Below are 23658 nucleotides of genomic sequence, written 5' to 3'. Positions count from 1 at the left end.
GGATCGCAACAACTCTTCCAACACGCGCATTGCCGGGCTGTCGGGGTGGCGGTCGCCCTTCGGGACGACCGAGGATCGCAACCAGTCGTCGGCGGGCGGCTTGCCGAGCAGGGCGGCGGTGGCGGTCGCCCTTCGGGACGACCGAGGATCGCAACCCGCTGCCGCCCCGCGCCCACGCCGCACCGGGGCTGGTGGCGGTCGCCCTTCGGGACGACCGAGGATCGCAACTCCTGCTCCGCGAGCTTCTTCGCGAGCTGCTCGGGAAGGTGGCGGTCGCCCTTCGGGACGACCGAGGATCGCAACCTCCCGCCGTCGGTCGTCCGCGGCGAGGAGTCCGACGTGGCGGTCGCCCTTCGGGACGACCGAGGATCGCAACGTCCGCGCCTTCGGGGCGGTGCACGAGTACGTGGCGTGGCGGTCGCCCTTCGGGACGACCGAGGATCGCAACACGTCAGGCGTACGTCGGCTTCCGGCACACGCTGCAGTGGCGGTCGCCCTTCGGGACGACCGAAAGATCGCAACCGTACGCGTGCGGGCACACCGCCTCCGCCGACATCGTGGCGGTCGCCCTTCGGGACGACCGAGGATCGCAACACCACGACGCCTACCACCGCTACGCCCGCGAGGTCGTGGCGGTCGCCCTTCGGGACGGCCGAGGATCGCAACACCGCCGGGGCGTCGCGGTCCCGCGCCAGCCGCGCTCGTGGCGGTCGCCCTTCGGGACGACCGAGAGTCGCAACACCGAGGAAGGCATCCAGGTCTGCATGCGCTGCGGTGGCGGTCGCCCTTCGGGGGCGACCGAGGATCGCAACCACGGAGACGCGGGCGACCGCGGGCCGGTCGACGATGTGGCAGTCGCCCTTCGGGGCGACCGAGGAGCGTAACCAGAGTTCTAGCGCGTGCATGGTTCCGCGGACGTAGGTGGCGGTCGGCTGCCAGGACAGCCGACCGCTCCTCGCCGCCCCGTTATGGCGATAGTGATTGGAGCGAAGCTTCTGTAGCAAGAATTCTCGGTCGCGCCAAATCGTGCCATCAACTGCAGATTGGTGCTGCTCGGGGTTGCCGGGGTAGTGCTAAACACTTCTGTCAGTGGGTTCTCATGGCTGTTCAATTTATGGATGTAAAACAGGCCGCCGATTACTTGAATGTATCTGTCCAGTGGCTGTATCGGGAGGCTCCACGGGTCGGTCTGGTGGCGTACAAGTTCGGGGAAGGTCGGAACGCGAAGATCCGTTTCAAGGTATCGGAGGTCGAGGCGTGGATCAGGCAACAAAGGGTGTCCAGCTGGTGATACCTCTCGGTGTCGGCTGGGCTGCATGAGCAGGGCGCCTTGCTTCCTCTGAAGCGAGGCGCCCTACTACTGTCAGGCGGTCAGTGCTACGTCCAGAACCTTTGCTGCCCTGCCTATGGAGCCCGGCATGAGATGACGGTAGATCCTGAAGGTGATATCGAGGCTCCGGTGGCCCATCCACTCGGCGACGTCAGTGATCGGAATGCGATTGGCCAGGCAGTTCGATGCGAAGAAGTGACGGAATCCGTAGGGGGTCATTCCCTCGGGAATCTCTATCCCCGAGGATTTCGCCTTACGCCACTGAAAATCGAGATGGTGGTGGAGGTATGGCTGGGCCGGGTTCTTGGGGTGCCGTAGCAGGTAGCCGTCCATGGTGCCGTACTTGTCTGCATACCAGAGGATCGTGTTCCGGACGCGCTGAGGGAGGGGAACGTCGCGGTATTCGTCGGCCTTGCGGTGCTTGAGCTTTGCGTACTGGCTAGTTGTTTGGTTGACCTGTTCGCAGACCCGGTACACGTCGTCGGCGACCATGTTGTTGATGTTGACGGCCGCAGCTTCTCCGTTGCGGAGCCCGCAACCGCTCATCAGGTCGGCGATGAGAAGGAAGGCGTCGTTACCAGCGTTGCGTATGTCGTGCAGTTGCTGGACGGATGGTATGACTGCCCGCTTCGGGTCGTACTGTGGGGGGACGACACCGTCGAGAGGACTGTCGGCGAATATCCCGAGGCGGTTGGCATCGAGCAGGATCGACTTCAGTTTGTCGAAGGTATTAGTCTGTGTCGCTTTGCCGATGCCGTTGCGTTCCATGTCCTGGATGAATCGGTCGACGACCTTGTGGTCGAAGGTGTTCATCCGGCGGGAGGCGAACGCCGGGTACAAGTGGTGCGTGAGAAGCGAGTCGAGGTGGCGGACGGAGCTAGCGTCCAGGTGCCGTTGGCCAGCCTTCCATTCCTCGGTGTACTCCTTGAAACGCATCTGCCCGTACTTCTGGATGCGCTCGGCCTTTGATGGGGGAGTCTTGCGCTTCTCGTTGTAGATGTCCGTCAAACGCTCGATAGCCTGGTCCTGAGTGGAGAACCCGCCCTCCTCCGTCTGTTTGCGTGCCGCGTTCCGGTACCTGATCGTGTACGAGTGCGGGCACTTGGACCACCGAGACTCGGGGTGCGCGCAGTCCTTGAAGAATGTGCCCATGCCGCGGGCCAGTGCTTTGGTTGCCATGGTTTGCTGACTCCGGAGTCCAATGCTGACTGTTTGCTGACCGCCAGATGGTCCGGATAGCCCTGACCTGGGCTAAACCGTGTTTCCCGTGGTATGTGGTGGAACTTCGTCGGCCGCAGCCAGGAGGACATCGAGCAGGCCCGCGCCGACTGGGTCAACGGCGACCGCTTCGGCACCGTCCACGGCTACGACGGCCCGCCCCTGCCCGCGCCGACGCTGCCGGGCGTACCGCTGAAGCCGCGCGGACGGGTGCGCTGAGCCGCGCGGACCCGGTGGGCGGACGCGGGCCGGGAGCGGTGGCGCGTGGGCCGGGGCGGGCGGAGCCGCGGCGCCGGGTGACGCCTGGACGCGGTGTCGCCGAGCCCCGGTGGCTCGGCGCCCGCCCGTCGACGGCGTCCGGTCGTGGCATCCCGTACGGACCGGCCGCTGTCAGTGCCCGGCCGTAGAGTTCGGCGTGTGACAGCCCTCAACTGGTGCCAGTTCGCGGCGACATGCCTCGTCATCGTGGTCGCTTCCGCGGTGTTCAGCAGAATGCTGAACACCGTCGTGGCGGCGTTCTCGCGGTCCTGGCGGTACGCGGACGGGCCGGCGCTCCCCTTCACACTCGGCCTCCCGCACCTGCTGTCTGCCGACCTCCTCGCCCGCGTGCGGCTGAGCTGCCGGACCTTCGGCGTGCGGTTCTCGGTCCCGGGCCCGGTCCTGAGGTGGAAGATCAAGGACGGCTCCCGGGCTTTCGGCAACATCCCGCTCTTCGGTCTGGCCAGCGCGGTCCACCTCCCGGCGCTCGCCTTCGTCACGGCGATCGCGCTCGCCGCCCCGCTCGTCCGCCGGGCGTACGAATCGCACTTCACCACGCTCGGCGAGCGGGACCCCTTCTACCTCGCCCTCGCGCTGTTCGTCTTCGCCGCCCTCTGGTGGCCCATGGAGATGAGGAGGGTCGGGGGGATCATCCGTGAGGAGAGCGCCCGGACGGCGTTCTACCACTGCTGCCGGTGTCTGGTGGGCTGCCACCGGGCCCGGGAAGGAGAGATCTCGCTCCTCCGTCTCGACATGCAGATCCACCGCTTCGGCCGGGTGCTGGTCGGCTTCGGGCAGTCCGGCCCGGGGCGGGTGAGCCCGGAGCGCAGGCGCCAACTGACCGAGCACACCGCCCGGCTGGCCGCCGCCCTCGACGCCGGCTCCGCGCGGGTTCTGGAAGAGGGCGAGGAGGCGCTGCCCGAGTTGGCGCTGCTCCTCGCGAAGGTCATGGAACGCCTCGCGCAGGAGCGGTGGCTCGCGCTCCTGGACGAGAGTGAACTCCCCGCCCACCAACCGCCCTCGGCGGAGGACGAGGAGGCGGAGGTCCGTCAGGCGGACGGCCGTATCGTCCTGGTGGGCGCCACCGCCGCGGCCGTCCTCGTCGGCGTCATGATCAGCCTCGGGGTGCCCGCCGGGGCGGTCGTTCCCGCGGCCCTGATATTCCTGCTCGGCCCGGCGACCCTCTGGGGCAGCAAGAAGCTCGGCAGCCCCCGGCAGCTCCTCGACGCCATGCGCGGCGGTGTGACGCAGCCGCCGGAGGCCCCGCAGCCGAGCGGCGCCCCGGCGGCCCCCACGGTGCCGTCACCGGCCGCTCCGGCGTCCGGAGGTGACACCCGGCCGGCCGGATGAGGCCCACCCGGTCCGGGGAAGGGCTCCGTCGGGGCGAGGCGCTGTTCCCCGAGCGCACGCCCGTACCGGTGGGCCTCGAACGAGACGGAGACGATCCCTGTCCGCTTTCCCGTAGGCCACCACGAGGACGGTTCCCTGAAGGGCGCGCCGCACGACGTCCGTGCCGGCGCCGACCGGGCGGACGCGGGCCGCAGCGCCGGCCCCCGGCGGCCCGCCTCACCCGTTCCGCTCCAGCCACTCACCGGCCTGCCGGGCGTACTGCGGGGCCCAGCGGGGGGTCCAGCGGCGGAAGTAGACGTGCATGGTGAGGGCGTGCAGCGCCTGGCCGAGGGCGGCGCGGTGCTGCCAGTCGTCCGGCAGCGGGTGTGCCGCGGCGTAGGCGGTGAGGAAGGTGTCGCGGCCTTCGGGGTACGCGCCGAAGAGGTGCTCGTCGAGCTTGCCGAAGTCGCGGAAACGGTCGGCGTATCCGGCGTGTTCGAAGTCGAGGACGCAGCTGATCCGGCCGTCGCGGACGAGGAGGTTGGGCAGCCACAGATCGCCGTGGACGAGGACGGGGACGCTCGCCGCGGGGTCCAGACGGGCCAGGGTGGCGCGGATCGCGGTGCGGAAGGCGGCGGTGCCGAGCAGGTCGGGATCGGCCTGCGGGAGCAGCGCCGCCACCTCCGCCTCGACCGATTCCGGCAGCGACGGTGCCGTGGCGCCTTCCGTCACGGCACCGAAGTGGGGTCCTTCGGCGGTGTGCAGCCGCCCGACGAGGGTGCCGAGGTCTTGGAGCAGCGCCCGGCGGCGGTCGGGGCCGAGGGTGTCCCAGACCTCGTCGGCGGCGTCGCCCTCCTGGAACTCCTGGAGGAGCACCGGGCCGCCCAGGGAGGGTTCGTGGGGCAGCAGCCGCAGGTGGCGCACGACCGGGACGCCGTGGCCGGCCGCCACCCGCGTGGCGGCGACGAGCCGCCGCAGATGCGCGGCGGACGGCTCCCGCCGCGGGACCTTCACCAGCAGGCGGCCCTCGCCGGTGTCGGCCACCCACTGTCCGCTGGTGTACCCCCGCTCCAGGGGGCGGACCGCGGTGACGTCGGTGTGCGGGAACTCCCGCCGCAGAAGGGCCCGGACGGTGTGGGCCGGGTCGGCGGGGCCGGTCTGCGGGGTGGGAGCGGTCGGCATGCGGATCACCTGTTCCATGGGGCGCGGTGGGGCGGTGCGGCGCGGCCCGCTGTCCTGCGGCCGGGCCGGGGAGCGGTGCGCCCGGTCTGCTTCCGGGGCGTCCGTGTCCAGGGGCAACGTAGGGCACACGCCGCGGGCCACCGCCGGATGTCGCCACCGCGGGTGCCCGGAGCGGGGCGGTGGGGGAGCGGGACCGGGTGCGAGGATGGCGGGATGGGAGCTGAGGACGGATATCTGCTCGACAACGCCCGGCGCGAGGCCGGGCGCCGCTTCGACGCGTTCGCGGAACTCTTCGACCCGTGGACCTTCACCCACCTCGACCGGCTGGGGCTCGGCGCGGGGTGGCGCTGCTGGGAGGTGGGCGCGGGCGGCCCGTCGGTGCCCGCCGGGCTCGCCGCGCGCGTCGGACCGGCCGGCCGGGTCTGGGCGACGGACCTCGACACCTCGTGGCTGACCGGCCCCGGTGACGGTGTGACCGAGGTGCTGCGGCACGACGTGACCCGGGACGCGCCGCCCGCGACCGGCCTCGATCTGGTCCACGCGCGGCTGGTGCTGGTGCATCTGCCGGACCGGGCGGCCGTCCTCGAACGGCTCGCCTCGGCGCTGCGGCCCGGCGGCTGGCTGGTGGTGGAGGACGCCGACCCCGCGCTCCAGCCCCTCGCCTGCCCCGCCGAGGAGGGACCGGCGGCGGAGCGGGCCGAACGCGTCCGCCGGGGTTTCCGCGCGCTGCTCGCCGGGCGCGGCGCGGATCTCTCCTTCGGCCGTTCCCTGCCGAAGCTGCTGCGCGGCGCGGGGCTGGCGGACGTGCGGGCCGAGGGGTACTTCCCGGTGACCTCGCCCGCCTGCCGGGAACTGGAGGCGGCGACGGTACGGCATCTCCGCGCCCCGCTGACGGAGTCCGGGGCTGTGACGGACGCGGAACTCGACGCGCATCTGGCCTGGCTCGCCGAGGAGGACGCCGCCGTCATGCCCGCGCCCCTGATCACCTGCTGGGGCCGCCGCGAGGGGTGACCGCCGCGCGGCCGGCCTTCCGGGCGGCCGGGACCGACGGCGCCTCCGGGGGCAGGTGGGGCGGTTCCGTGGCGGGCGGCGCCCGGACCGCTTCCGGCAGCCGGGGCGAGGCGGTGCGCGCCGCCCGAGCCCCCGCTCGCGGATGTGGCCCACCTCACTCCGCCTCGCGTGGATCTTCGGGAAACCGGCGGCAACCGGGGTGCCCGCCGCACGTCTCACGCTGTGGAGGCCCCAACAGGGAGCCGGTGTCCGGACGGCGGAAACGGCGCGGACGCCGGTCCTCCGCACACCGCGAGAGAGCGAAGGTTCCCATGTCCGCACGCCCCGCCCCGAAGTCCGCCCGCCGCTCCGGACGGCTGCGCGTCCTGCTGGGAGCGTCCGTGATCAGCGCCGTCCTCGGCGGTGGCGCGGCAGTGACCGCCCACGCCGCCGACGGTGCCCAGGGCCCGCGCCCCGTCCCCGCCCCGGCCGCCGTACCGGCGCAGTCCGGTCCGGGCCCCCTCCGCGACTCCGAGGTGGCCGAGCCGGTCCCGGCGGAGCAGGCCCGCCCGGCGCACCCGGCGGCGGAGCCCGTCCCCGCCGAGAGGGGCCGGCCCGCGCACGCCGCCCCGGCCCGCGGCTCCGTCGCGCGGCCCGTCCCGGCGGAGAAGGCCCGCCCCGCGCACCCGGTGGCCGAGCCGGTCCCGGCGGAGAAGGCCCGTCCCGCGCACCCGGCGGCCGAGCCCGTCCCGGCGCGGAAGGGCCGTCCGGCCCACCACGAGGCCGGTGTCCCGGCACCGTCCCCGGCCTCCGGCGGCAAGGCGGCCCGCCCCGTCCCCGCGCCCGCCGCGGTCCCCGGCGAGGCGGGCGACGGCGTCCCCGCCCCGGTGGCGCCCAGGCGCTGACGGTCCTTCCGCCCACCGCCTCCCACCTCCGTACGCGTCGGCCACGCCCCAGGGCGGCGGCCGGCCCGTACCTCTCACTCCACGGAAGAAGGTTCCATGCGCGACACCCGTGCCCGTACCGGCGCACCTCCGGCGGCGCGCGCCGCCGTACGTCCCTCCGCGTCCGGGCGCTTCGCGCGGCGGGCGGCGGTGACCGCGGCCGTCGCGTTCGGGCTCACCGCGGCGTACGTGCCGCCGGCTCCGGCGGCGCCGGTGCCGGGCGGCTCCCCGTCCGAGGGGAAGGTGCTGGCGCACCCGGCGGCGGCCACCGCCGAGGACGAGCAGCGGGTACGCGCCTACTGGACGCCCGAGCGCATCGCCGCGCTCAACACCCCGCTCAAGGACGTCCCGCCGCGCTCCGGGGAGGACGGCGCGCCCTGGAAGAAGGGCGGGGACACCGCCGCCACCGTGGGGCGGCTCTTCTTCACCGACCACGGGGAGGACGCCAGTTGCACGGCGACGGCGGTGAAGAGCGCGAACGGCAACGCCGTCGTGACCGCCGGCCACTGCCTCAACGCCACCGATCTCGCCGGTGAGCACAACGAATGGCAGCGCAACGTCCTGTACGTCCCCGGGTACCACGACGGCGAGGCCCCCCGGGGCACGTTCGTGGTCCGCTGGTCGGTGGTCAACTCCGTCTGGCTGGAGAACGACCAGATCCACGCCCGGTTCGACGCTCACGACCAGGGCTTCGCCGTCGTCGGCCGCAACGAGCGCGGCCAGACCCTCACGCAGGCCACCGGCGCCGCCCAGGGAATCGCCTACGACGCGCCCGGTCACCGTACGGCCGTCCAGTTCGGCTACCCCCGGGCCGCCGCCGACCCGGCCCGCGAGGGGCTGCCCGAGTACACCGGCCGGGAGCTCGCGTACTGCGCGGGCGGGCCCCGGCAGTACCCGGGCACCCCGGACCACACCGAGCCCGCGGGACTTTGGGGCACGGCGTGCGTGATGGGCGGCGGCGCCAGCGGCGGCCCCCGGCTGAACGGCTTCTCCGCCGCCACCGGGCGGGGCGACGTCATCGGCGTGAACACCCAGTCCGCCTTCATGGACGCCAAGGGGAAGGCGTGCGAGGAGGCGGCCGGTCCCGGATGCGTACGGCACCTCGTCGGGCCGCAGTTCACCACCGCGCTGACGAAGCCGCTCCACGACACGGCCGAGCGGCTGAGCTGACCGCTCCGCCCGGCGGCGGCACCGTACGCGCCGCCGCCGGGCCCCACCCGCGCCCCGGTACGTCCCGCCGCGCGGCCCCGACCCGTACAGCACCACGATCAGGATCCCGACCATGAAGAAAACCACCGTCCGCCGCGGGCTGTTCCTGACGGCGCTGGGCTGCGCCCTCGGCGCCGCCGCCGTCACCGCGCCGGTGCACGCCGCACCCGCGCCGTCCACCACGCCCGCCGTGCGGGAGGCCCGCTACGACCTCGGCGACCGGGCGTTCACCCCGCCCGCCGCGCTCGGCTACAAGGGCCGCAGCGAACTCGCGGGCACCGTGTACTACCCGGCGCGGCTCACCGGCGGCCCGCACCCCGTGGTCCTGATGCAGCACGGCCACTGGGAGACCTGCGCCGACGCCGGGGCGCAGGCCCGGCACACCGCCGCCGAGACAGCCCGCGAACAGGCCCTGGAGCGGGGCGACAAGGCCGAGGCCGCCCGCCAGGAAGCCCTCATGGCCAAGGCCGCCGAGGCGCTCTGGGCCTGGCCCTGCGCCCGGGGCACCGCACCGATCCCCAGCAGCACCGGCTACGACCACCTCGGCCGCGCCCTGGCCGCCCGCGGCTTCGTCGTCGTCTCGGTCGGCACCAACGGCATCAACGCCACCGACTCCGGCCAGGCCGACTCCGTCTACCGGGTACGCGCCGCCCTCATCGAGCGCCATCTGCGGCTCTGGCAGCGCCTGACCGTCTCGGGCGACGGACCGCTGCGCGGCGCCCTCACCGACGCCCGCGACGGCTCCCCCGTACGGGCCGACTTCCGCGGCCGTCTCGACCTGGGACGGGTCGGACTCCTCGGCCACTCCATGGGCGGCGGCGGGGTCATGCAGGAGATCTCCGACGCCCACCGCGCGGACCTGCCCGCCGGGATCGGCATCAAGGCGGCCTTCGCCCTCGCGCCCACCGCCACCTGGGACGGCGAGCCGGTGACCCGGACGCCGTTCGCCGTGATGTGGGGCACCTGCGACGCCGTCAACACCGGCGACTACTTCGAGCAGAACCGCGCCGCGACCCGGGCGCCGCTCTACAAGTACACGCTGACCGGCGGCAACCACGACTTCTACAACCGCCAGTGGTCGCCCTCCAGCGGTCAGGTCGCCGCCCACGACGACGCCGAACCGGGCAGGCGCCCCGGCACCTGCCGCACCCAGTACCTCGACCGCGACACCCCGCGGCAGGACCACCGGCGGCTGCCCGAGGAACGCCAGCGGCGGATCACCGGCGACCGTGTGACCGCCTTCTTCGAGCGCTACCTCCAGGGCCGCACGGACCGCCTGCCCTACCTGAAGGGCGAACGGCCCTTCCCCGGCGAGCCGGCCGGGACCGTCACGACGTCCGTCGCCGGGAAGTGACCGGGCCGCACCGGCACGCCGGGCAGCTCTCCGGCCTCTCCCACGGGTTGTGCCCCACCGTTTAATCTGAACCGGGTCGAGGGGCGGGCGCCGTCCGCCCCGCGCCCGCCCGTAGCGCCGAAGAGGCGACGGCGGGGCCGAGTTGAGGTGGGGATCAGACATATGGCGAGATTCAGGATGAGCCGTCGCGGCCGGGTCGCCGCGTACACGATGGCGGGCACGGTGCTCGCCCCGCTGCTGGCTGGGTTGGGCGCCGCGCCCGCGCAGGCCGCGTCCGGCTCCTGGTGCGGCGGCGCACAGGGCCCGTACCAGAAGCAGGCCGAGAAGTTCCTGGGCCGCAAGGCCGACGGCAAGCAGTCCCAGGGCGACTGCCGGGCGATCCGCGCGTTCCAGGTGAGCCACGCGATCCACCCGCAGTACGGCTACGCGGGTCCCGTCACCTGGCAGATGATGAAGGTCGTCAAGCGGCAGCAGGACGCCCGCTCGAACCCCAACCGCGCCGGGCGTTGCCCCGTCAACCGCGGCCGGATCGCCTGCGTCGACCTGACCCGGCAGATCAGCTGGATCCAGGACGGCCGGCACCTCGTCAAGCGCCCGGTGCCGGTCCGCACCGGCCGCAACGGCAACGAGACCCGCACCGGCCTGCACAAGGTCTACTGGCGGCACAAGAACCACGTGTCGTCGCTGTACCACGTCTCGATGCCGTACTCGCAGTTCTTCGACGGCGGCGAGGCGTTCCACGCGATCAGCGGCAGCGTCTGGTCCGCCCCGGGCTCGCACGGCTGCGTCAACATGCGCACCGCCGACGCCAAGGCGTACTGGAAGCTCCTGTCCACCGGCGACGACGTCTTCGTCTACGGCCGCAAGCCCGGCACCTGATCCGCCGCACCGCACACGACGGCGCCCGGGACCGCGACGGTCCCGGGCGCCGGTGCGTGCGGGACGGCGGTCAGCGCCGCGCGGGCGCGGCCGCGGTGACCTCCGAGGCGTCCACCAGGACGTACCGGTGGTTGAACTGCACGGTGTAGTACCGCTTCGCGCCGTGCACCACCTTGCCGTCGGACGGCGAGAAGTCCGCCGCGGCCTCCGGCTCACCGCTGGTGACATACGCCTGACCCGCGCGGATGCCGTAGTTCTCGGCCGTCAGCGGCGTCTGCTTCGACGGCTTCACCTCCGCCGGGTACTCGGACTCCTGCGGGTAGGCCGTGCCGTACACATGGGCCGCGCCCGTACCGGCCGGCGTCACGATCCGCACGTCCTTCGCCGGAGTGGTGTTCCGGCCGCCGGGGTTGTGGATCCACCCCTTCCGGCCGTCGAACCAGAGGGCGGTCCAGTCGCCCTCCTGACCGGCCACCACGAACTGCTGCCCCGCCTGGACGGTGGTGCTCCAGTCCGCGACGGCGTCCGTCCCGGCCTTGGCGTCCTTGCCGGTGTGCACGACCGGGTCGAGCAGCAGCGGCGCGTCCTCGCCGGGCGTGCTGCGCACGAACAGGGCGCTGGACGGCCCGCGCCGCGGCCCGCACTCCGTCACCTTGCCGGACGGATCGTCGGCGGGGCAGACGGTGTAGGTCTGCTGGTTCTCCTCGAAGCCCGGGGTGATGGTGACCGCCGAGCCGACCGGGCCGACGCCCCGCGCGCCCGCGTCGACGGGCGCGCCGAGCAGCCGCATGAAGCGCGTCCAGTCCCAGGCGTTGCCCGGGTCCCAGTGCATACCGGCGAGGGTGTCGTCCGAGGGGCCGGGGACGTTGTCGTGCCCGAGTATGTGGCGCCGGTCCAGCGGGACGTCGTACTTGGCCGCCAGCCACTTCACCAGCTGACGCCCCGTCGGGCCCTTCCGGGCGGCCGGGCATGCGCCGGGAGCGCGACGAAAAGCCCTTGCCCCGCCTGGACAAAGGCGGGGCAAGGGCGGACGTGCCGGTGGGTCAGCGGGACGCGTACGGCAGCAGTGCCATCTCCCGGGCGTTCTTGATCGCGCGGGTCAGCTGCCGCTGCTGCTGGGCGGTGACGCGGGTGATCCGGCGGCTGCGGATCTTGCCGCGGTCCGAGAGGAACGTCCGCAGCAGCGCGGTGTCCTTGTAGTCGACGTATGTGATGCCCGCCCGGTCGAGCGGGTTGGAGCGGGGCCGGGACGCCTTACGGGGCGCGGGACGGCGGGGCATGGCGGGACCTTTCGGGGAGTGGCGGGGGAGTGGGGGGAGGGGCGGGTTGCCGGGCAGCCGTGGCGGGCGCCCCGGGGCGCTCAGGAGGCCGGTTCCAGCAGCGCGTCGAAGGCGGCCGGCAGGCGCTTCCACGCCTCGCGGCCCGCGGCGCACTCGGCGTCCGTCAGCAGGCACGAGTCGAGCAGCCGCGCCAGACCGTCCCGGTCGAGGCCGGGGGCGGTGAAGACCAGGTGCTGGCAGCAGTCGCCGTACTCGGGGTGCCAGTCCAGGGCGGCGGCCGCGCGGCGTACCGGCGGCACCAGTTCCCAGGCGGCGTCCGGCAGCGCGGCGAGCCACGGCCCGGCGTTCTCCACGCACAGGGCGCCCCCGGCGGCGTCCCAGGACAGCAGGGTGTCCGGGCGGTCGGCGAGCCAGAACCGGCCGCGGCTGCGGGCCGCCGCACACGCCAGGTCCTCCAGCGCCTCGTACAACCGCTCCGGGTGGAAGGGGCGGTGGCGGCGCCAGACCAGGGTCGTGACGCCGGACTCGTCCGCCTCCTGCGGCAGCAGCGCGCACGCCGGATGCTGGGCCGCCGCCGCGGCGTCCACGTCGAACCCGCCGTCCTCGCCGAGCGCGGCCCGCACCAGCAGCCCGGACGCCGCCGGGATCCGGCGCGCCGTCGGATGCAACTGGGCCAGCAGCGCGTGGTCGGCGTCATCGGCGTCCGGGCTGTCGACGACGGCGAGGACCGGCGCGTACTCCAGCTGCCGGGCCCAGGTGTCGCCGACGGTGCGCTGATCGGCGGCGGTCGCGGCGAGCCCCGCCTCGGCGAGGTCGTCACCGTTGGCCAGGACCGGCAGGACGAGCGCCGGATCGACGGCGGTGACGACGGCGGTGAGGCGCAACTCCTGCCCGGCGTGCGCCGCGACGACCTCGGCCATCGCGCGCGGCTCCACCGAGTCCCACAGTTCCACGACGGCCAGCCGGTGCAGTCCGCTGCCGGCCAGCCGCCGGAGTTCGGGGACCAGATCCTCCCGCAGCGCACAGCAGGCACAGTCGTTGACCAGCGGTGTTTCACCGCGCGACAGTTCGCCGGCGGCGTCGCGGAGGGTGCGCAGCACGGTGCCGCCGGACGCGGCGGTGAGGTCGTGGTGGAGGGCGACGGCGTCCGGTACGGCGGTCAGCAGCCGCCGGACGACCTCCTGCCGGGCCTCGGCGTGCAGCCCGCCGACGAGGACGACGGGCAGCCGGTGTCCGGTGCCGCTCATCGGCCGCCCCGCCGTTCGTCCCGCAGACCGTAGCGGCGCTCGAAGCGTTCGACGCGTCCGGCGGTGTCCAGGACGCGGGTCTGCCCTGTGTAGAAGGGGTGGCTGTGCGAGGAGATCTCCACGTCGATGACGGGGTAGGTGCGGCCGTCCTCCCATTCGACGGTGGCGTCGGAGGTGGCGGTGGAGCGGGTGAGGAAGGCGAATCCCGCGGCCTTGTCGCGGAAGACGACGGGGCCGTAGGCGGGGTGGATTCCGGGCTTCATGGCGGGTCTTTCCTGTCTGTTCCGGCTGCTTCGCGGGTGCGGGGTCTTCGGTGTGTACGGGGGTCCGTGCGGTCCGTCACGGCGGTGCGGGCCGCTCAGCGCTCCTCGCGGAAGTCGACGTGCCGGCCGGCGACCGGGTCGTACTTGCGCAGGACGAGGCGGTCGGGGTCGTTCCGGCGGTTCTTGCGGGTGACGTAGGTGTAGCCGGTCCCGGCGGTGGAGCGGAGTTTCGCGACCGGGCGGAGTTCGTTGCGAGCCATACCGCTACTATATGGGAATGGTTTTCATTACCGAAAACAGTTCCAGGGAAAGGTGACCCGTCTCATGTCCGCCCACTGCCAACTGACCGGAGCCGGGCCCGGCTTCGGCAACGCGATCTCCCACTCGCACCGCCGCACCTCCCGCCGCTTCGACCCGAACATCCAGCGCAAGCGCTACTGGCTGCCGAGTGAGGGGCGCCACGTCCGCCTCACGCTCAGCGCCCGTGCGATCAGGACGGTGGACGTCATCGGTGTCGAAGCGGCGGTCGCGCGGATCCGCGCGCGAGGAGGGAAGGTCTGATGGCCAAGCAGAGCAAGATCGCGAAGAACGAACGGCGCAAGGCGGTCGTCGCCCGCTACGCGGCCCGCCGCGCCGAGCTGAAGGAGATCATCCGGCGTCCCTCGTCCGGCGACGCCGAACGCGCCGCCGCTCTCGCCGAGTTGCGCCGCCAGCCGCGCGACGCCAGCGCGACGCGGGTGCGCAACCGCGACAGTGTCGATGGCCGCCCCCGCGGCCATCTGCGCAAGTTCGGGATGTCCCGGGTGCGGATGCGCGAGCAGGCGCACGCCGGATTCCTCCCCGGGGTCACCAAGTCGTCCTGGTGACCCTCCGGCGCCGGGCTCCGCGCCCGGTGTCCGCGGTGCTGCGTCCCGTCGGGGCGCGGCACCGCGCGGCGTCGGGGCGGGGCGCGCCGGAGCCTCGGGGAGCGGGCGCGGTGGCTGCGTTCCGCCGGGCGCCGGGGTATCCGGTGCGGATGAGGCGGACGGGGCTGAAGTCGTGCTCTCTGGCGGACAACTCCCCCAACAAACCGGGGCACTTGCCGTGAACTCTCCACGACTTTTGACATGAGCACTTCCGGTTACTCGTCAGTCCTGCTACTAACGAGTCGGCAGAGATCCTGCCTCAGGGAGGTTCCATGAGACTGTCCCGCGTCGCCAAGGCGACGTCCGCCCTCTTCGCCGCCATGGCACTCGCGCTCACCGGCACGAGCGCCGCCACCGCCGCCGAACGGCCCCTGGCCGCGACCGGCTACGTGGCCCTCGGCGACTCCTACTCCGCAGGCGTCGGCGCCGGCAGCTACGACAGCGCCAGCGGCTCCTGCAAACGCAGCACGAAGGCGTACGCCGCGCTGTGGGCGGCCGCCAACTCCCCCTCGTCCTTCGACTTCACCGCCTGCTCCGGCGCGAAGACCGACGATGTGCTCAGCGGCCAGCTCGCCCCGCTCAGCTCCTCGACCGGCCTGGTCAGCATCAGCGTCGGCGGCAACGACGCCGGGTTCACGGACACCATGACCACCTGCGCCCTCCAGGGCGAGAGCGCCTGCCTGGCGGCCGTCGAAAAGGCCGTCGGCTACATAGACAACACGCTCCCCGGCCGGCTCGACGGGGTCTACGGCGCCATATCCGAGAAGGCGCCCTCCGCCCACGTGGTGGTCCTGGGCTACCCGCACTTCTACAAGCTCGACGGCAGCTGCTCCGTGGGCCTGTCCGAGAAGTCCCGCGCGGCCATCAACGGCGCCGCCGACGAGATCAACGGCGTCATCGCCGAGCGCGCCGCCGACCACGGCTTCACCTTCGCCGACGTCAACTCCACCTTCGCCGGCCACGAACTGTGCTCCGGAAGCCCCTGGCTGCACAGTGTCACCGTGCCGATCGACGAGTCGTACCACCCCACGGCCGCCGGTCAGTCCGACGGCTACCTGCCGGTCTTCCGCTCCGCCGCCTGACCCGCGCCCACTCGGCTGTACGGGAGGGTTCCCCGATCGGGGGCCCTCCCGCGGCGCGTTCCCCCGCCCGGCCCCGCCCCGCCGGGGGATCAACTCGCCCTCCGCGCGCCCTCGTACGCGATCTTCCGTAGGGTGTCGGACAACACCACGGCGAGGCAGGTGAAACCGATGGCCGGTCTGCACGTGTGTCCTCGGGGAGAGATAGGGTTACCCTGCCCGGGGCCGGGTGCCCTCGTACGGGTGGGGAGAGTCATGGAACAGATAACAGTGCGCAGCAGGGCGCGAGTCCCTGCCATCACCTGCAAGAGCGGCGCGTCCAGTGCGCGCCTCGACCGTCACCTCGCGGTGCTGGGCGGCCCTGCCATCCCGCAGCGCGAGGCGCAGGGCGCCACGTCACTGATGCAGGAATTGACGGCTCGTGATCACATGCGTACGCGGCGCAGCCGCGGCGCACGGGTGTCGTTGTTCGCGCCGCTGCGCAGGCTGCGGCGTTCGCTGTTCGGCGGCCACGGCTGACCCGCAGCTGACCTCGGCACCCCGGCGGCCACGCCGTCCCGGTGCGGGACGGCGGCCCCCCCCCGCCCACCCGGCCCGGGACGGCACCGCCACCCACCACCCGGCGCCCCTGACGGGTGGTTCTCCCTTTTCCGGGCCCGTTGCCCGGCGCGCTCACAGCAGCGCGAACTGCCCGCCCGGCCCCTCCTCCTGATGGTCGAGGACGGACGCCGGGCGCCGGGCCCGCGCCGGAACCGGCAGCACCCCGGCCGCCCGCAGCTGATCCACCCCGATGCCCGGCGCCCGCGCCGCCTCCTCCCGCAGCGCCGCGCGCTCCGGTTCCAGCTCCGCCAGCAGCGCCAGCACGGTGACCAGCTCCAGCAGTTCCGTCGTCCACTCCGGCGGCCAGCCGTCCGTACCGAGCGCCGCCAGCGGCTCCGCACCGTCCGCCCCGGCCCCCGCCGACCGCGCCGCACACCACTCCTGAAGGACCCGCACCCCGTCCGCGTGGTACGCCCAGGCGCCCGCCGGGACGGGCGCGATCCGCCCGGCGCCGAGCAGCAGCGCCTCCTCGTCCGCGTCGTACGCGCAGTCCGCGGGCAGTCCGCGGGGCGGCAGCGGGGCGCGGACGTACGGGCGGCGGCCGCCCGGCATACGGGGCCGGGTGCCGGCCGGGCCGCCGCGCTCGTGCGCCCCGCGGGTCTGGAGCCACAGCAGGCGGGCGCCGAGCGCCACCCCGCGCTCCCACAGCGCGGCGTCCGCGGGCAGCGGCACCGCGCAGCCGCCGGCGGCGGGGCGCGCCGCCGCCATCGCCCAGGCCAGGACGTCGACGGGCGCCACCGGGCGGGCCAGCCGCTCGGTGAGCAGGGCGATCAGGCCCGGTGCGAGGTTCGGCTCGGCGCCGCCGGGCCGTCTGTGGAGCGGACGGATCCGCCCGGCCCGGCCGGCCGGTGACCGCCCGTCGGGCAGTACCGCCGTGCACAGCAGCGGCGGTTGCGTACCACGCGGCTGCGGGGCCCACTCCACGACGAAGAGCTGCCGGGCGTCGGCGACCCGCCACAGCTCCGGCCGGGCCACGTCGAGCAGCCGGTGGTCGGGGAGCAGCCACCGCAGGTCGTGGCCGCCGTGGGCGTACCGCACCGGCTCCGGGCAGCTCCCCGGTGCGTCGGCCAGCGCACCGGTCGCGGTGGCCTGGCCGGGCAGCTGGCCGACGACGGTGTACGGGGTGCGGGCGCGCGAGGGGTGGAGCAGCCGGGCGCGTTCGGCGGGGTCACCGGCGGCGGCCAGCGTCTCCCAGCGGCGGCGCAACGCCGCCGGATCGGGGCCGGCGACCCAGGTGCGGCCGGGCCGCAGCGGCGGCACCGACCAGGGCAGCAGATCGGACAGCAGTGGCGCGTCCTGCTTCGCCGTCACAGGCAAGTCCCTCCCGGACCGTTCGGCCGACCCCGGCATCGTAGGACGCGCGGGCGGGGTCCGGCCCGCGGGGCGGTGGCGGCCTTCCGTGCCCAGGGGGTGAACGCGGGGTTCCGCTCCGTGATGTGGGCGGGTACGGTCCTGGCCCGACGCCCCGGTGGCCGAGCGGAGAGCGCCGCGCCCGGCCCGGGGCACGGAGGGAGAACGCCCATGACGCAGACCGCCGTCGCCGGTGCGCGGACCGCGGCCCGCCTCGACCGGCTGCCGCCGACCCGCAGCCACCGCAGGATGACGCTGATCGTCGGCGTCGGCGCCTTCTTCGACCTGTACGAGATCTTCCTCGGCGGGGTGCTCGCCGCCGTCCTCGCCGAGAAGTGGGGCCTGGGGCACACCGCGAAGTCCTGGGTGATCGCCGCCGGATTCCTCGGCATGTTCGCCGGCGCCAACGTCCTGTCGGTCCTCGCCGACCGGCTCGGGCGGCGCCGGATGCTCCTCGTCAACCTCGGCACCTACTCCCTCTTCTCCCTGCTCTCCGCCTTCGCCCCGGACCTGGGCACACTGCTCGCGCTGCGCTTCCTCGCCGGCCTCGGCCTCGGCGCCGAACTGGTCCTGGTCGACACCTACCTCGCGGAGCTCCTGCCCCGCGCGGTCCGCGGCCGTTACGTGGCGTACGCGTACACCGTCGGCTTCCTGGGCGTCCCGGTCGCGGCGCTGCTCGGCGCGCGGCTGGTCGCCGGGGAGCGGGTGCTGGGCATCGACGGCTGGCGCTGGCTGCTGATCGCGGGCGCGCTGGGCGCCGCCTTCATCCAGGTGATGCGGCGCGGACTGCCCGAATCGCCGCGCTGGCTCGCCGTCCGGGGCCGGGAGGCGGAGGCGGAGGCGATCGTCGCGCGGCTGGAGGACGAGGCGGCGGCCGGCGGCGGGACACTGCCCTCGGTGCCGGAGACGGAGAGCGCGCCGGAGCGCCCGGTGCCGCTGGGGGAGTTGCTCCGCGGCGCCTACCGGCGGCGGACCGTCATGTGGTGGATCTTCCAGGTGCTCCAGACCGTCGGCTACTACGGTTTCGGCTCCCTGGCGCCGGTCGTGCTGACCGCCAAGGGCCACACCGTCACCGACTCCCTGCTCTACGCGGCGCTCAGCTACTGCGGCTATCCGCTGGGCTCGGCGCTCTCCGTCCCGCTGATCGACCGGATCGAACGCCGGACGCTGATCATCGCCGCCGCACTCGGCACAGCCGCCTGCGGCCTGGCCTTCGGCTTCGCCGCCGCGCCCTGGGCGATCGTCACCTTCGGCTTCCTGCTGACGGTGTGCAGCAACGTCTTCTCCAACGCCTTCCACGTCTACCAGACCGAGATCTTCCCGACCGGGCTGCGGGCCGGCGCCATCGGCATCGCGTACTCGCTCTCCCGCCTGACGTCGGTGGTGTTGCCGTTCGTCGCGCTGGGCGTCCTCACCGAACTGGGCCCGGTGGGCGTCTTCACCGGCTCGGCGGCGCTGATGGTGCTGCTCTGCCTGGACGTGGCGCTGCTCGGGCCGCGGACCACCGGCCGCAGTCTGGAACGGATCTGACGGGAAGCGGCCCGCGGCCTCAGTCGGCGTCCAGGGTGACGGTGAAGGAGAACCGGTCGCCGCGGTAGTGGATGTGGGTGACGTCGACCGCCCGGCCCGACTCGTCGTAGGTGACGCCGGTGTAGTGCAGGATCGGGCTGAGCAGCGGCACCCGCAGCAGCCGGGCGGTCGCCGGGTCGGCGAGCCGCGCCTCGACGGTGTCGGTGATCCGGCTGATCCGGACGCCGACGGTGTCCCGCAGCACCTTCGTCATCGGCCGGTGCTCCAGATCGGCCGGATCGATACGGGCGGCGACCTCGGGGTGGACGTAGTTGCGGGCGTGGTTGGTCGGCTCGCCGCTCTCCTCGTCGCTGCGCAGCCGGACGTACCCGGCGACCTCCCGCAGTCCGGGGAAGAACTCCGCGACATCGGGCGGCACCGGCACCGGGCCGTGCTCCAGCAGCCGGGAGGTCATCCCGGACTGCTGGGCCACGATCGCGTCCACCGAACCGAGCAGCCGCACCGGGGCGCCGCGCCGGGCGTGCGGTTCGATGAACGTGCCGCGCCGCCGGTGCCGGCTGATCAGCCCCTCCGTCTCCAGCTCCTTGAGTGCCTGACGCATCGTCAGCACGCTGACGCCGTAGTGCGCGGCGAGGGCGTCCTCGGTCGGCAGCCGCAGCGGCGCGTCCGGGGAGCGGCCCAGTATGGAGGCGCGCAGTGACTGCGAAACCTGGTACCACAGGGGCAGTTTGCGGTTCAGCGCGAGCGAGTCGGGTGCGAAGGTCGTCACAGGGCGTCCCCCGGTGTCACGGGCGGAAATGGCGCTGGAGACCCTGCCACACGTCGTCGTAGCCGCGCTGCAGGTGGTCGGCGCCGGCGGCCTGACCGGTCAGCGTCAGCGGCCAGCGGGTCTCGAACATGAAGGCCAGACCGTCATCGATCTTCTGCGGCGCCAGCTCCGCGGCGCTCGCCCGCTCGAACGTCTCCCGGTCCGGGCCGTGCGCCGACATCATGTTGTGCAGCGAGCCGCCACCGGGCACGAACCCGCCGCGCCCGCCGGTCTTGGCGTCGTACGCGCCCTCGATCAGGCCCATGTACTCCGTCATCACGTTGCGGTGGAAGTACGGCGGCCGGAAGGTGTCCTCGCCGACCAGCCAGCGCGGCGCGAAGACCACGAAGTCCACCCCGGCCAGCCCCGGGGTGTCGGACGGCGAGGTGAGCACGGTGAAGATCGACGGGTCCGGGTGGTCGTAGCTGATCGACCCGATGACGTTGAAACGGCGCAGGTCGTAGACGTACGGGACGTGGTTGCCGTGCCAGGCGACGACATCGAGGGGGGAGTGGTCGTACGTCGCGCTCCAGAGGTTGCCGCAGAACTTGTGGAGCACCTCGACGGGCCGCTCGGTGTCCTCGTACGCGGCGATGGGGGCGCGGAAGTCGCGGGCGTTCGCCAGGCCGTTGGCGCCGATCGGGCCGAGGTCGGGGAGCTGGAAGGGGCGGCCGTAGTTCTCGCAGACGTACCCGCGGGCGTGGTCGCCGGCCAGCACGGCGCGGAAGCGGACGCCGCGCGGGATCAGCGCGATCTCGCCCGGGGCGGCGCGCAGGACGCCGAACTCGGTGTGCAGCAGCAGCGCGCCGCTCTCCGGCACGATCAGCAGCTCGCCGTCGGCGTCGCCGAACACCCGGTCCGTCATGGAGGAGTTGGCGTGATAGAGGTGCACCGCCATACCGGTGCGCTGCGTCGCGTCGCCGTTGCCGCCGAGCGTCCACAGGCCGTCGACGAAGTCGGTCGGCTCCTGCGGCGCGGGCAGCGGGTCCCAGCGCAGCCGGTTGGGGTCGGGCACGGAGTCGGTGAACGGCGCCGAGCGCACTCCGCGCCGCGCGACGCGGGTGTACGGCGGGTGGGCGGCCGAGGGGCGGATGCGGTAGAGCCACGAGCGGTGGTTGCGGTCGCGCGGTTCGGTGAACGCGGAGCCGCTGAGCTGCTCGGCGTAGAGGCCGAGGGGCGCCCGCTGGGGGGAGTTGCGGCCCTCGGGCAACGCGCCGGGCACCGCCTCGGAGCTGTGTTCGTTGCCGAATCCGGTGAGGTACGTGAGGTCCGGCTCCCCGGCCGCCGCGTCCGTCCGCTCCGTGCCCGTACCCGTCATCGTGCGCTCCCGCCGATCGAGGAAACCTGGAATCCTATGGGAAACCCTAGGATTGGCGGGGAGGGGCGTCAACGGAGACTCCCGGACGCCCTGGCCGGATCTCGACGGCCCGCCGCCCGGAAGGCCCCGTACTCCGGAGGGCCCGCAGCTCCGGAGGGTCCGGCGCGGCCCCCGGCGGCTCCGGCGGCGCTCCGCCCGGCGGCCCTGGCTCCCGCCGCGGTGCGCGCCCCGTCCGGGTGACTTCCGGTCACCTCGCGGCGCGCCGGGCAGGATGGAGAGGTGCAGCAGCCCACCCCGCTCCGCCGCGTCCCCGTCCAGCGCCGCAGCGCCCAGCGTCTGGCCCGCATCCTCGACGCCTGCGCCGTCGAACTCCAGGAGGGCGGCTACGAGAGCCTGAGCACCCGCGCCGTCGCTGAGCGCGCCGGGGTGCCGATCGGCTCCGTCTACCGCTTCTTCCCGCACAAACGCGCCATGACCGAGGCGCTCGCCGGGCGCAACCTCGACGCGTACGCCGACCGGATCACGGCCCGGCTGACCGGCCCGGACGCACCGGACGGCTGGCGTGGCGCGATGGACGTGGTCGTCGACGAGTACCTCGCCATGAAGCGGACGGTGCCGGGCTTCGCGCTCGTGGAGTTCACCGTCCCGGCGCCGCGCGACGCCCGCGGGGCCAACCACGCGGTCGCCGACCGCCTCCTCGGACTGCTCGCCGCGCCCCTCGCGCTGGACCCTTCCGGCGAAGGGCTGCGCACCGCCTTCCTGGTCGGCGTGGAGGCGGCCGACTCCCTGCTCCAGCTCGCCTTCCGGGTGGCCCCGGAGGGCGACCCGGGCATCGTCACCGAGACGAAGCGGCTGCTGCGCGGCTATCTGGCCCGCTACCTCGACGGGTGAGCCGGGGCGGCGAGGGGCCACCGGCGGCACCCGCGCGGCCCATATATCCGTTTCACCTCTGCGACCTGGTGTTTTGCTCGTATTGCTCACACGTCAAGACCTTGTTAACGCGAGTTTCGGCCACCTAACGTCACCTCGACCGCCATCCCGGCGGGAGTTCAAGGGCGAACGTGAGGTTTCCCGTGCTGACAATCCTCGGATTTGTCATGATCGCCACCTTCCTGGTGCTGATCATGATGAAGAAGATGTCGCCGATGGCGGCGCTCGTACTCATCCCCGCGCTCTTCTGCGTACTCGTCGGAAAGGGCGCGCACCTGGGCGATTACGTGGTCAAGGGGATCGGCGACCTGGCGCCGACGGCCGCGATGCTGATGTTCGCCATCGTCTTCTTCGGCGTGATGATCGACGTCGGGCTCTTCGATCCGATCGTCCGGGGCATCCTGCGGTTCTGCAAGGCCGATCCGCTGCGCATCGTCGTCGGTACGGCGGTGCTCGCCGCGATCGTCTCGCTGGACGGCGACGGCTCCACCACGTTCATGATCACGGTCTCCGCGATGTACCCGCTCTACCGGCGCCTGAAGATGAGCATGGTCGTCCTGACCGGCGTCGCCGCCACCGCCAACGGCGTGATGAACACCCTGCCCTGGGGCGGCCCGACGGCCCGCGCCGCCACCGCGCTGAAGCTGGACGCCGGCGATGTCTTCGTCCCCATGATCCCGGCCCTGGCCTGCGGACTCGCCGCCGTCCTCGTCCTGGCGTACGTCCTCGGGCGGCGCGAGCGCAGACGGCTGGGCACCGTCACCTTCGACGCCGCGGACACGGTGGCCGAGGCGGTGGAGAGCGAGCAGGTCCTGGCCGGTGCGGGCACCGCGAACGGCGGCGGCGCGGCGGCCCGTACGGCACCGGCCACCGGCGGTACGGACGCCACCGACGGCGCCGACGGCGTCACCACGGACGACGGTTTCCAGGGCCTGGACCCGCAGCGCGCCACCCTGCGGCCGGGGCTCTACTGGTTCAACGCCGCGCTCACCGTCGCGCTGCTGACCCTGCTGATCCTCCAGACCCTGCCGATCCCGGTGCTCTTCCTGATCGGCGCGGCCCTCGCCCTCACTGTCAACTTCCCGCAGATGAACCTCCAGCGGGAGCGCATCGCGGCGCACGCCGAGAACGTCCTGAACGTCGCCGGCATGGTCTTCGCCGCCGCCGTCTTCACCGGCGTCCTCACCGGCACCGGCATGGTCGAGCACATGGCCCGCTGGCTGGTCGGCAACGTCCCCGACGCGATGGGCCCGCACATGGGCCTGGTCACCGGCGTGCTGAGCATCCCGCTCACGTATCTGATGTCCAACGACGGCTTCTACTTCGGCATCGTCCCGATCCTCGCCGAGGCCGGTGCCGCCCACGGTGTCGCCCCCGTCGAGATCGCCCGTGCCTCCCTCGTCGGCCAGCCGCTGCACATGTCCAGCCCGCTGGTCCCCGCGGTCTTCGTCCTCATCGGCATGGCCCGCGTCGAATTCGGTGACCACACCCGCTTCACCATGAAGTGGGCCGCTCTCACCTCGCTCGTGGTGCTGTGCGCGGGCCTGCTGATCGGCATCATCTAGCGGTACCCGAGAGCCCGTACGGGCGGGTCCGGTGCGTGCCTCCGGACCCGCCCGCTCCCGTGCCCCCTCCTCCGGAAAGGAACGACGGCA

General features: G+C 73.3%; 24 protein-coding genes, 1 pseudogene and 1 CRISPR repeat array (1 of these 26 cut by a window edge). Of the genes and pseudogenes, 15 read left to right on the top strand and 10 right to left on the bottom strand.

What is annotated here, in order from left to right; translation table 11 throughout:
- Window positions 1-448: direct repeats of the CRISPR family, unit length 37 nt; unit sequence GTGGCGGTCGCCCTTCGGGACGACCGAGGATCGCAAC (it extends 1401 nt beyond the left edge of the window).
- 651 nt (window positions 449-1099) lie between these two features.
- The gene (locus tag ACZ4M8_RS16350) at window positions 1100-1291 is read left to right on the top strand and encodes a helix-turn-helix domain-containing protein (protein WP_467607626.1); all 192 of its coding nucleotides are present in this window, start codon (window positions 1100-1102) and stop codon (window positions 1289-1291) included.
- A gap of 72 nt (window positions 1292-1363) precedes the next feature.
- Here the strand turns inward: ACZ4M8_RS16350 and ACZ4M8_RS16345 are convergent, their stop codons facing one another.
- Window positions 1364-2482, bottom strand: a complete 1119-nt coding sequence (locus ACZ4M8_RS16345; protein ID WP_467608046.1) for a tyrosine-type recombinase/integrase — start codon at window positions 2480-2482, stop codon at window positions 1364-1366.
- A gap of 120 nt (window positions 2483-2602) precedes the next feature.
- Here ACZ4M8_RS16345 and ACZ4M8_RS16340 point away from each other — a divergent pair.
- Together ACZ4M8_RS16340 and ACZ4M8_RS16335 are read left to right on the top strand one after the other, a co-directional pair.
- Window positions 2603-2767: pseudogene (locus ACZ4M8_RS16340) on the top strand (pirin); the annotation flags it as partial.
- Between the two features lie 198 nt (window positions 2768-2965).
- Window positions 2966-4156: a hypothetical protein gene (locus tag ACZ4M8_RS16335; RefSeq protein WP_467607624.1), complete on the top strand. Its 1191-nt coding sequence runs from the start codon at window positions 2966-2968 to the stop codon at window positions 4154-4156.
- A 216-nt stretch (window positions 4157-4372) separates the two neighbouring features.
- Here ACZ4M8_RS16335 and ACZ4M8_RS16330 read toward each other — a convergent pair whose 3' ends face one another.
- Complete coding sequence (locus ACZ4M8_RS16330; protein ID WP_467607622.1) at window positions 4373-5317, bottom strand: phosphotransferase family protein; 945 nt, start codon at window positions 5315-5317, stop codon at window positions 4373-4375.
- Window positions 5318-5530: 213 nt separating this feature from the next.
- On the opposite strand from ACZ4M8_RS16330, the gene ACZ4M8_RS16325 reads away from it, so the two are divergent.
- From ACZ4M8_RS16325 to ACZ4M8_RS16305, 5 genes are all read left to right on the top strand, one after another.
- A complete protein-coding gene (locus ACZ4M8_RS16325) occupies window positions 5531-6328 on the top strand; it encodes a methyltransferase domain-containing protein (protein WP_467607619.1) in 798 nt (265 codons plus the stop codon).
- 311 nt (window positions 6329-6639) lie between these two features.
- A complete protein-coding gene (locus tag ACZ4M8_RS16320) occupies window positions 6640-7212 on the top strand; it encodes a hypothetical protein (RefSeq protein ID WP_467607618.1) in 573 nt (190 codons plus the stop codon).
- A gap of 96 nt (window positions 7213-7308) precedes the next feature.
- Window positions 7309-8421, top strand: coding sequence for a trypsin-like serine peptidase (locus ACZ4M8_RS16315; RefSeq protein WP_467607615.1), 1113 nt, complete (start codon window positions 7309-7311; stop codon window positions 8419-8421).
- A gap of 112 nt (window positions 8422-8533) precedes the next feature.
- Window positions 8534-9814, top strand: a complete 1281-nt coding sequence (locus ACZ4M8_RS16310) for an alpha/beta hydrolase (RefSeq protein WP_467607612.1) — start codon at window positions 8534-8536, stop codon at window positions 9812-9814.
- Window positions 9815-9991: 177 nt separating this feature from the next.
- Complete coding sequence (locus ACZ4M8_RS16305; RefSeq protein WP_467607611.1) at window positions 9992-10693, top strand: L,D-transpeptidase; 702 nt, start codon at window positions 9992-9994, stop codon at window positions 10691-10693.
- Between the two features lie 70 nt (window positions 10694-10763).
- Here ACZ4M8_RS16305 and ACZ4M8_RS16300 read toward each other — a convergent pair whose 3' ends face one another.
- From ACZ4M8_RS16300 to rpmG, 5 genes are all read right to left on the bottom strand, one after another.
- The gene (locus ACZ4M8_RS16300) at window positions 10764-11624 is read right to left on the bottom strand and encodes a hypothetical protein (RefSeq protein ID WP_467607609.1); all 861 of its coding nucleotides are present in this window, start codon (window positions 11622-11624) and stop codon (window positions 10764-10766) included.
- 112 nt (window positions 11625-11736) lie between these two features.
- Entirely contained in the window at window positions 11737-11973 is a 237-nt protein-coding gene (gene rpsR, locus ACZ4M8_RS16295; RefSeq protein WP_467607607.1) for a 30S ribosomal protein S18, read from the bottom strand.
- Between the two features lie 80 nt (window positions 11974-12053).
- Window positions 12054-13220, bottom strand: coding sequence for a CobW family GTP-binding protein (locus tag ACZ4M8_RS16290; RefSeq protein WP_467607605.1), 1167 nt, complete (start codon window positions 13218-13220; stop codon window positions 12054-12056).
- Complete coding sequence (locus ACZ4M8_RS16285; protein WP_467607603.1) at window positions 13217-13483, bottom strand: type B 50S ribosomal protein L31; 267 nt, start codon at window positions 13481-13483, stop codon at window positions 13217-13219. The genes ACZ4M8_RS16290 and ACZ4M8_RS16285 overlap by 4 nt, the downstream gene beginning before the upstream one ends.
- A 95-nt stretch (window positions 13484-13578) precedes the next feature.
- On the bottom strand, window positions 13579-13743 hold the full coding sequence (gene rpmG / locus ACZ4M8_RS16280) for a 50S ribosomal protein L33 (RefSeq protein WP_467607601.1): 165 nt from the start codon (window positions 13741-13743) through the stop codon (window positions 13579-13581).
- A 64-nt stretch (window positions 13744-13807) separates the two neighbouring features.
- On the opposite strand from rpmG, the gene rpmB reads away from it, so the two are divergent.
- The 4 genes from rpmB to ACZ4M8_RS16260 all read left to right on the top strand — a co-directional run bounded on the left by rpmB (window position 13808) and on the right by ACZ4M8_RS16260 (window position 15986).
- Window positions 13808-14044, top strand: a complete 237-nt coding sequence (rpmB, locus tag ACZ4M8_RS16275; protein ID WP_467607600.1) for a 50S ribosomal protein L28 — start codon at window positions 13808-13810, stop codon at window positions 14042-14044.
- Window positions 14044-14349 (top strand): 30S ribosomal protein S14, encoded by a 306-nt coding sequence (gene rpsN / locus ACZ4M8_RS16270; protein ID WP_399093202.1) that lies wholly within the window; start codon window positions 14044-14046, stop codon window positions 14347-14349. Before rpmB ends, rpsN begins: the two co-directional genes overlap by 1 nt.
- A 311-nt stretch (window positions 14350-14660) precedes the next feature.
- Entirely contained in the window at window positions 14661-15470 is an 810-nt protein-coding gene (locus ACZ4M8_RS16265; RefSeq protein ID WP_467607597.1) for an SGNH/GDSL hydrolase family protein, read from the top strand.
- A gap of 252 nt (window positions 15471-15722) precedes the next feature.
- Entirely contained in the window at window positions 15723-15986 is a 264-nt protein-coding gene (locus ACZ4M8_RS16260; RefSeq protein WP_078654008.1) for a hypothetical protein, read from the top strand.
- 153 nt (window positions 15987-16139) lie between these two features.
- Here ACZ4M8_RS16260 and ACZ4M8_RS16255 read toward each other — a convergent pair whose 3' ends face one another.
- On the bottom strand, window positions 16140-17378 hold the full coding sequence (locus tag ACZ4M8_RS16255; protein WP_467607595.1) for a type ISP restriction/modification enzyme: 1239 nt from the start codon (window positions 17376-17378) through the stop codon (window positions 16140-16142).
- Between the two features lie 210 nt (window positions 17379-17588).
- Here ACZ4M8_RS16255 and ACZ4M8_RS16250 point away from each other — a divergent pair, with 210 nt between their 5' ends.
- Entirely contained in the window at window positions 17589-18947 is a 1359-nt protein-coding gene (locus ACZ4M8_RS16250) for an MFS transporter (protein WP_467607593.1), read from the top strand.
- Between the two features lie 19 nt (window positions 18948-18966).
- Here ACZ4M8_RS16250 and ACZ4M8_RS16245 read toward each other — a convergent pair whose 3' ends face one another.
- Together ACZ4M8_RS16245 and hmgA are read right to left on the bottom strand one after the other, a co-directional pair.
- Window positions 18967-19716, bottom strand: coding sequence for a GntR family transcriptional regulator (locus ACZ4M8_RS16245; protein WP_467607592.1), 750 nt, complete (start codon window positions 19714-19716; stop codon window positions 18967-18969).
- Window positions 19717-19732: 16 nt separating this feature from the next.
- Window positions 19733-21073, bottom strand: coding sequence for a homogentisate 1,2-dioxygenase (gene hmgA, locus ACZ4M8_RS16240; RefSeq protein WP_467607589.1), 1341 nt, complete (start codon window positions 21071-21073; stop codon window positions 19733-19735).
- A gap of 279 nt (window positions 21074-21352) precedes the next feature.
- Here hmgA and ACZ4M8_RS16235 point away from each other — a divergent pair, with 279 nt between their 5' ends.
- Window positions 21353-21964 carry a TetR/AcrR family transcriptional regulator gene (locus tag ACZ4M8_RS16235; RefSeq protein ID WP_467607588.1) on the top strand — a complete coding sequence of 204 codons (612 nt, stop codon included), beginning with the start codon at window positions 21353-21355 and terminating at the stop codon, window positions 21962-21964.
- A gap of 182 nt (window positions 21965-22146) precedes the next feature.
- A complete protein-coding gene (locus tag ACZ4M8_RS16230) occupies window positions 22147-23568 on the top strand; it encodes a CitMHS family transporter (protein WP_467607585.1) in 1422 nt (473 codons plus the stop codon).
- The last annotated feature ends 90 nt before the right edge of the window (window positions 23569-23658 follow it).

The sequence above is a fragment of the Streptomyces sp. NPDC027185 genome (assembly GCF_055567035.1).
The sequence above is the reverse complement of the archived record's forward strand: the minus strand, read 5'-3'. Positions and strand labels throughout refer to the sequence as shown.

Bases quoted from the DNA above. Each gene is read 5' to 3' on its own strand.
- ACZ4M8_RS16350 (WP_467607626.1), top strand. From the start codon at position 1,100: ATGGCTGTTCAATTTATGGATGTAAAACAGGCCGCCGATTACTTGAAT.
- ACZ4M8_RS16345 (WP_467608046.1), bottom strand. From the start codon at position 2,482: ATGGGCACATTCTTCAAGGACTGCGCGCACCCCGAGTCTCGGTGGTCC.
- ACZ4M8_RS16330 (WP_467607622.1), bottom strand. From the start codon at position 5,317: ATGCCGACCGCTCCCACCCCGCAGACCGGCCCCGCCGACCCGGCCCAC.
- ACZ4M8_RS16325 (WP_467607619.1), top strand. From the start codon at position 5,531: ATGGGAGCTGAGGACGGATATCTGCTCGACAACGCCCGGCGCGAGGCC.
- ACZ4M8_RS16320 (WP_467607618.1), top strand. From the start codon at position 6,640: ATGTCCGCACGCCCCGCCCCGAAGTCCGCCCGCCGCTCCGGACGGCTG.
- ACZ4M8_RS16315 (WP_467607615.1), top strand. From the start codon at position 7,309: ATGCGCGACACCCGTGCCCGTACCGGCGCACCTCCGGCGGCGCGCGCC.
- ACZ4M8_RS16310 (WP_467607612.1), top strand. From the start codon at position 8,534: ATGAAGAAAACCACCGTCCGCCGCGGGCTGTTCCTGACGGCGCTGGGC.
- ACZ4M8_RS16305 (WP_467607611.1), top strand. From the start codon at position 9,992: ATGAGCCGTCGCGGCCGGGTCGCCGCGTACACGATGGCGGGCACGGTG.
- rpsR (WP_467607607.1), bottom strand. From the start codon at position 11,973: ATGCCCCGCCGTCCCGCGCCCCGTAAGGCGTCCCGGCCCCGCTCCAAC.
- ACZ4M8_RS16290 (WP_467607605.1), bottom strand. From the start codon at position 13,220: ATGAGCGGCACCGGACACCGGCTGCCCGTCGTCCTCGTCGGCGGGCTG.
- ACZ4M8_RS16285 (WP_467607603.1), bottom strand. From the start codon at position 13,483: ATGAAGCCCGGAATCCACCCCGCCTACGGCCCCGTCGTCTTCCGCGAC.
- rpmG (WP_467607601.1), bottom strand. From the start codon at position 13,743: ATGGCTCGCAACGAACTCCGCCCGGTCGCGAAACTCCGCTCCACCGCC.
- rpmB (WP_467607600.1), top strand. From the start codon at position 13,808: ATGTCCGCCCACTGCCAACTGACCGGAGCCGGGCCCGGCTTCGGCAAC.
- rpsN (WP_399093202.1), top strand. From the start codon at position 14,044: ATGGCCAAGCAGAGCAAGATCGCGAAGAACGAACGGCGCAAGGCGGTC.
- ACZ4M8_RS16265 (WP_467607597.1), top strand. From the start codon at position 14,661: ATGAGACTGTCCCGCGTCGCCAAGGCGACGTCCGCCCTCTTCGCCGCC.
- ACZ4M8_RS16260 (WP_078654008.1), top strand. From the start codon at position 15,723: ATGGAACAGATAACAGTGCGCAGCAGGGCGCGAGTCCCTGCCATCACC.
- ACZ4M8_RS16250 (WP_467607593.1), top strand. From the start codon at position 17,589: ATGACGCAGACCGCCGTCGCCGGTGCGCGGACCGCGGCCCGCCTCGAC.
- hmgA (WP_467607589.1), bottom strand. From the start codon at position 21,073: ATGACGGGTACGGGCACGGAGCGGACGGACGCGGCGGCCGGGGAGCCG.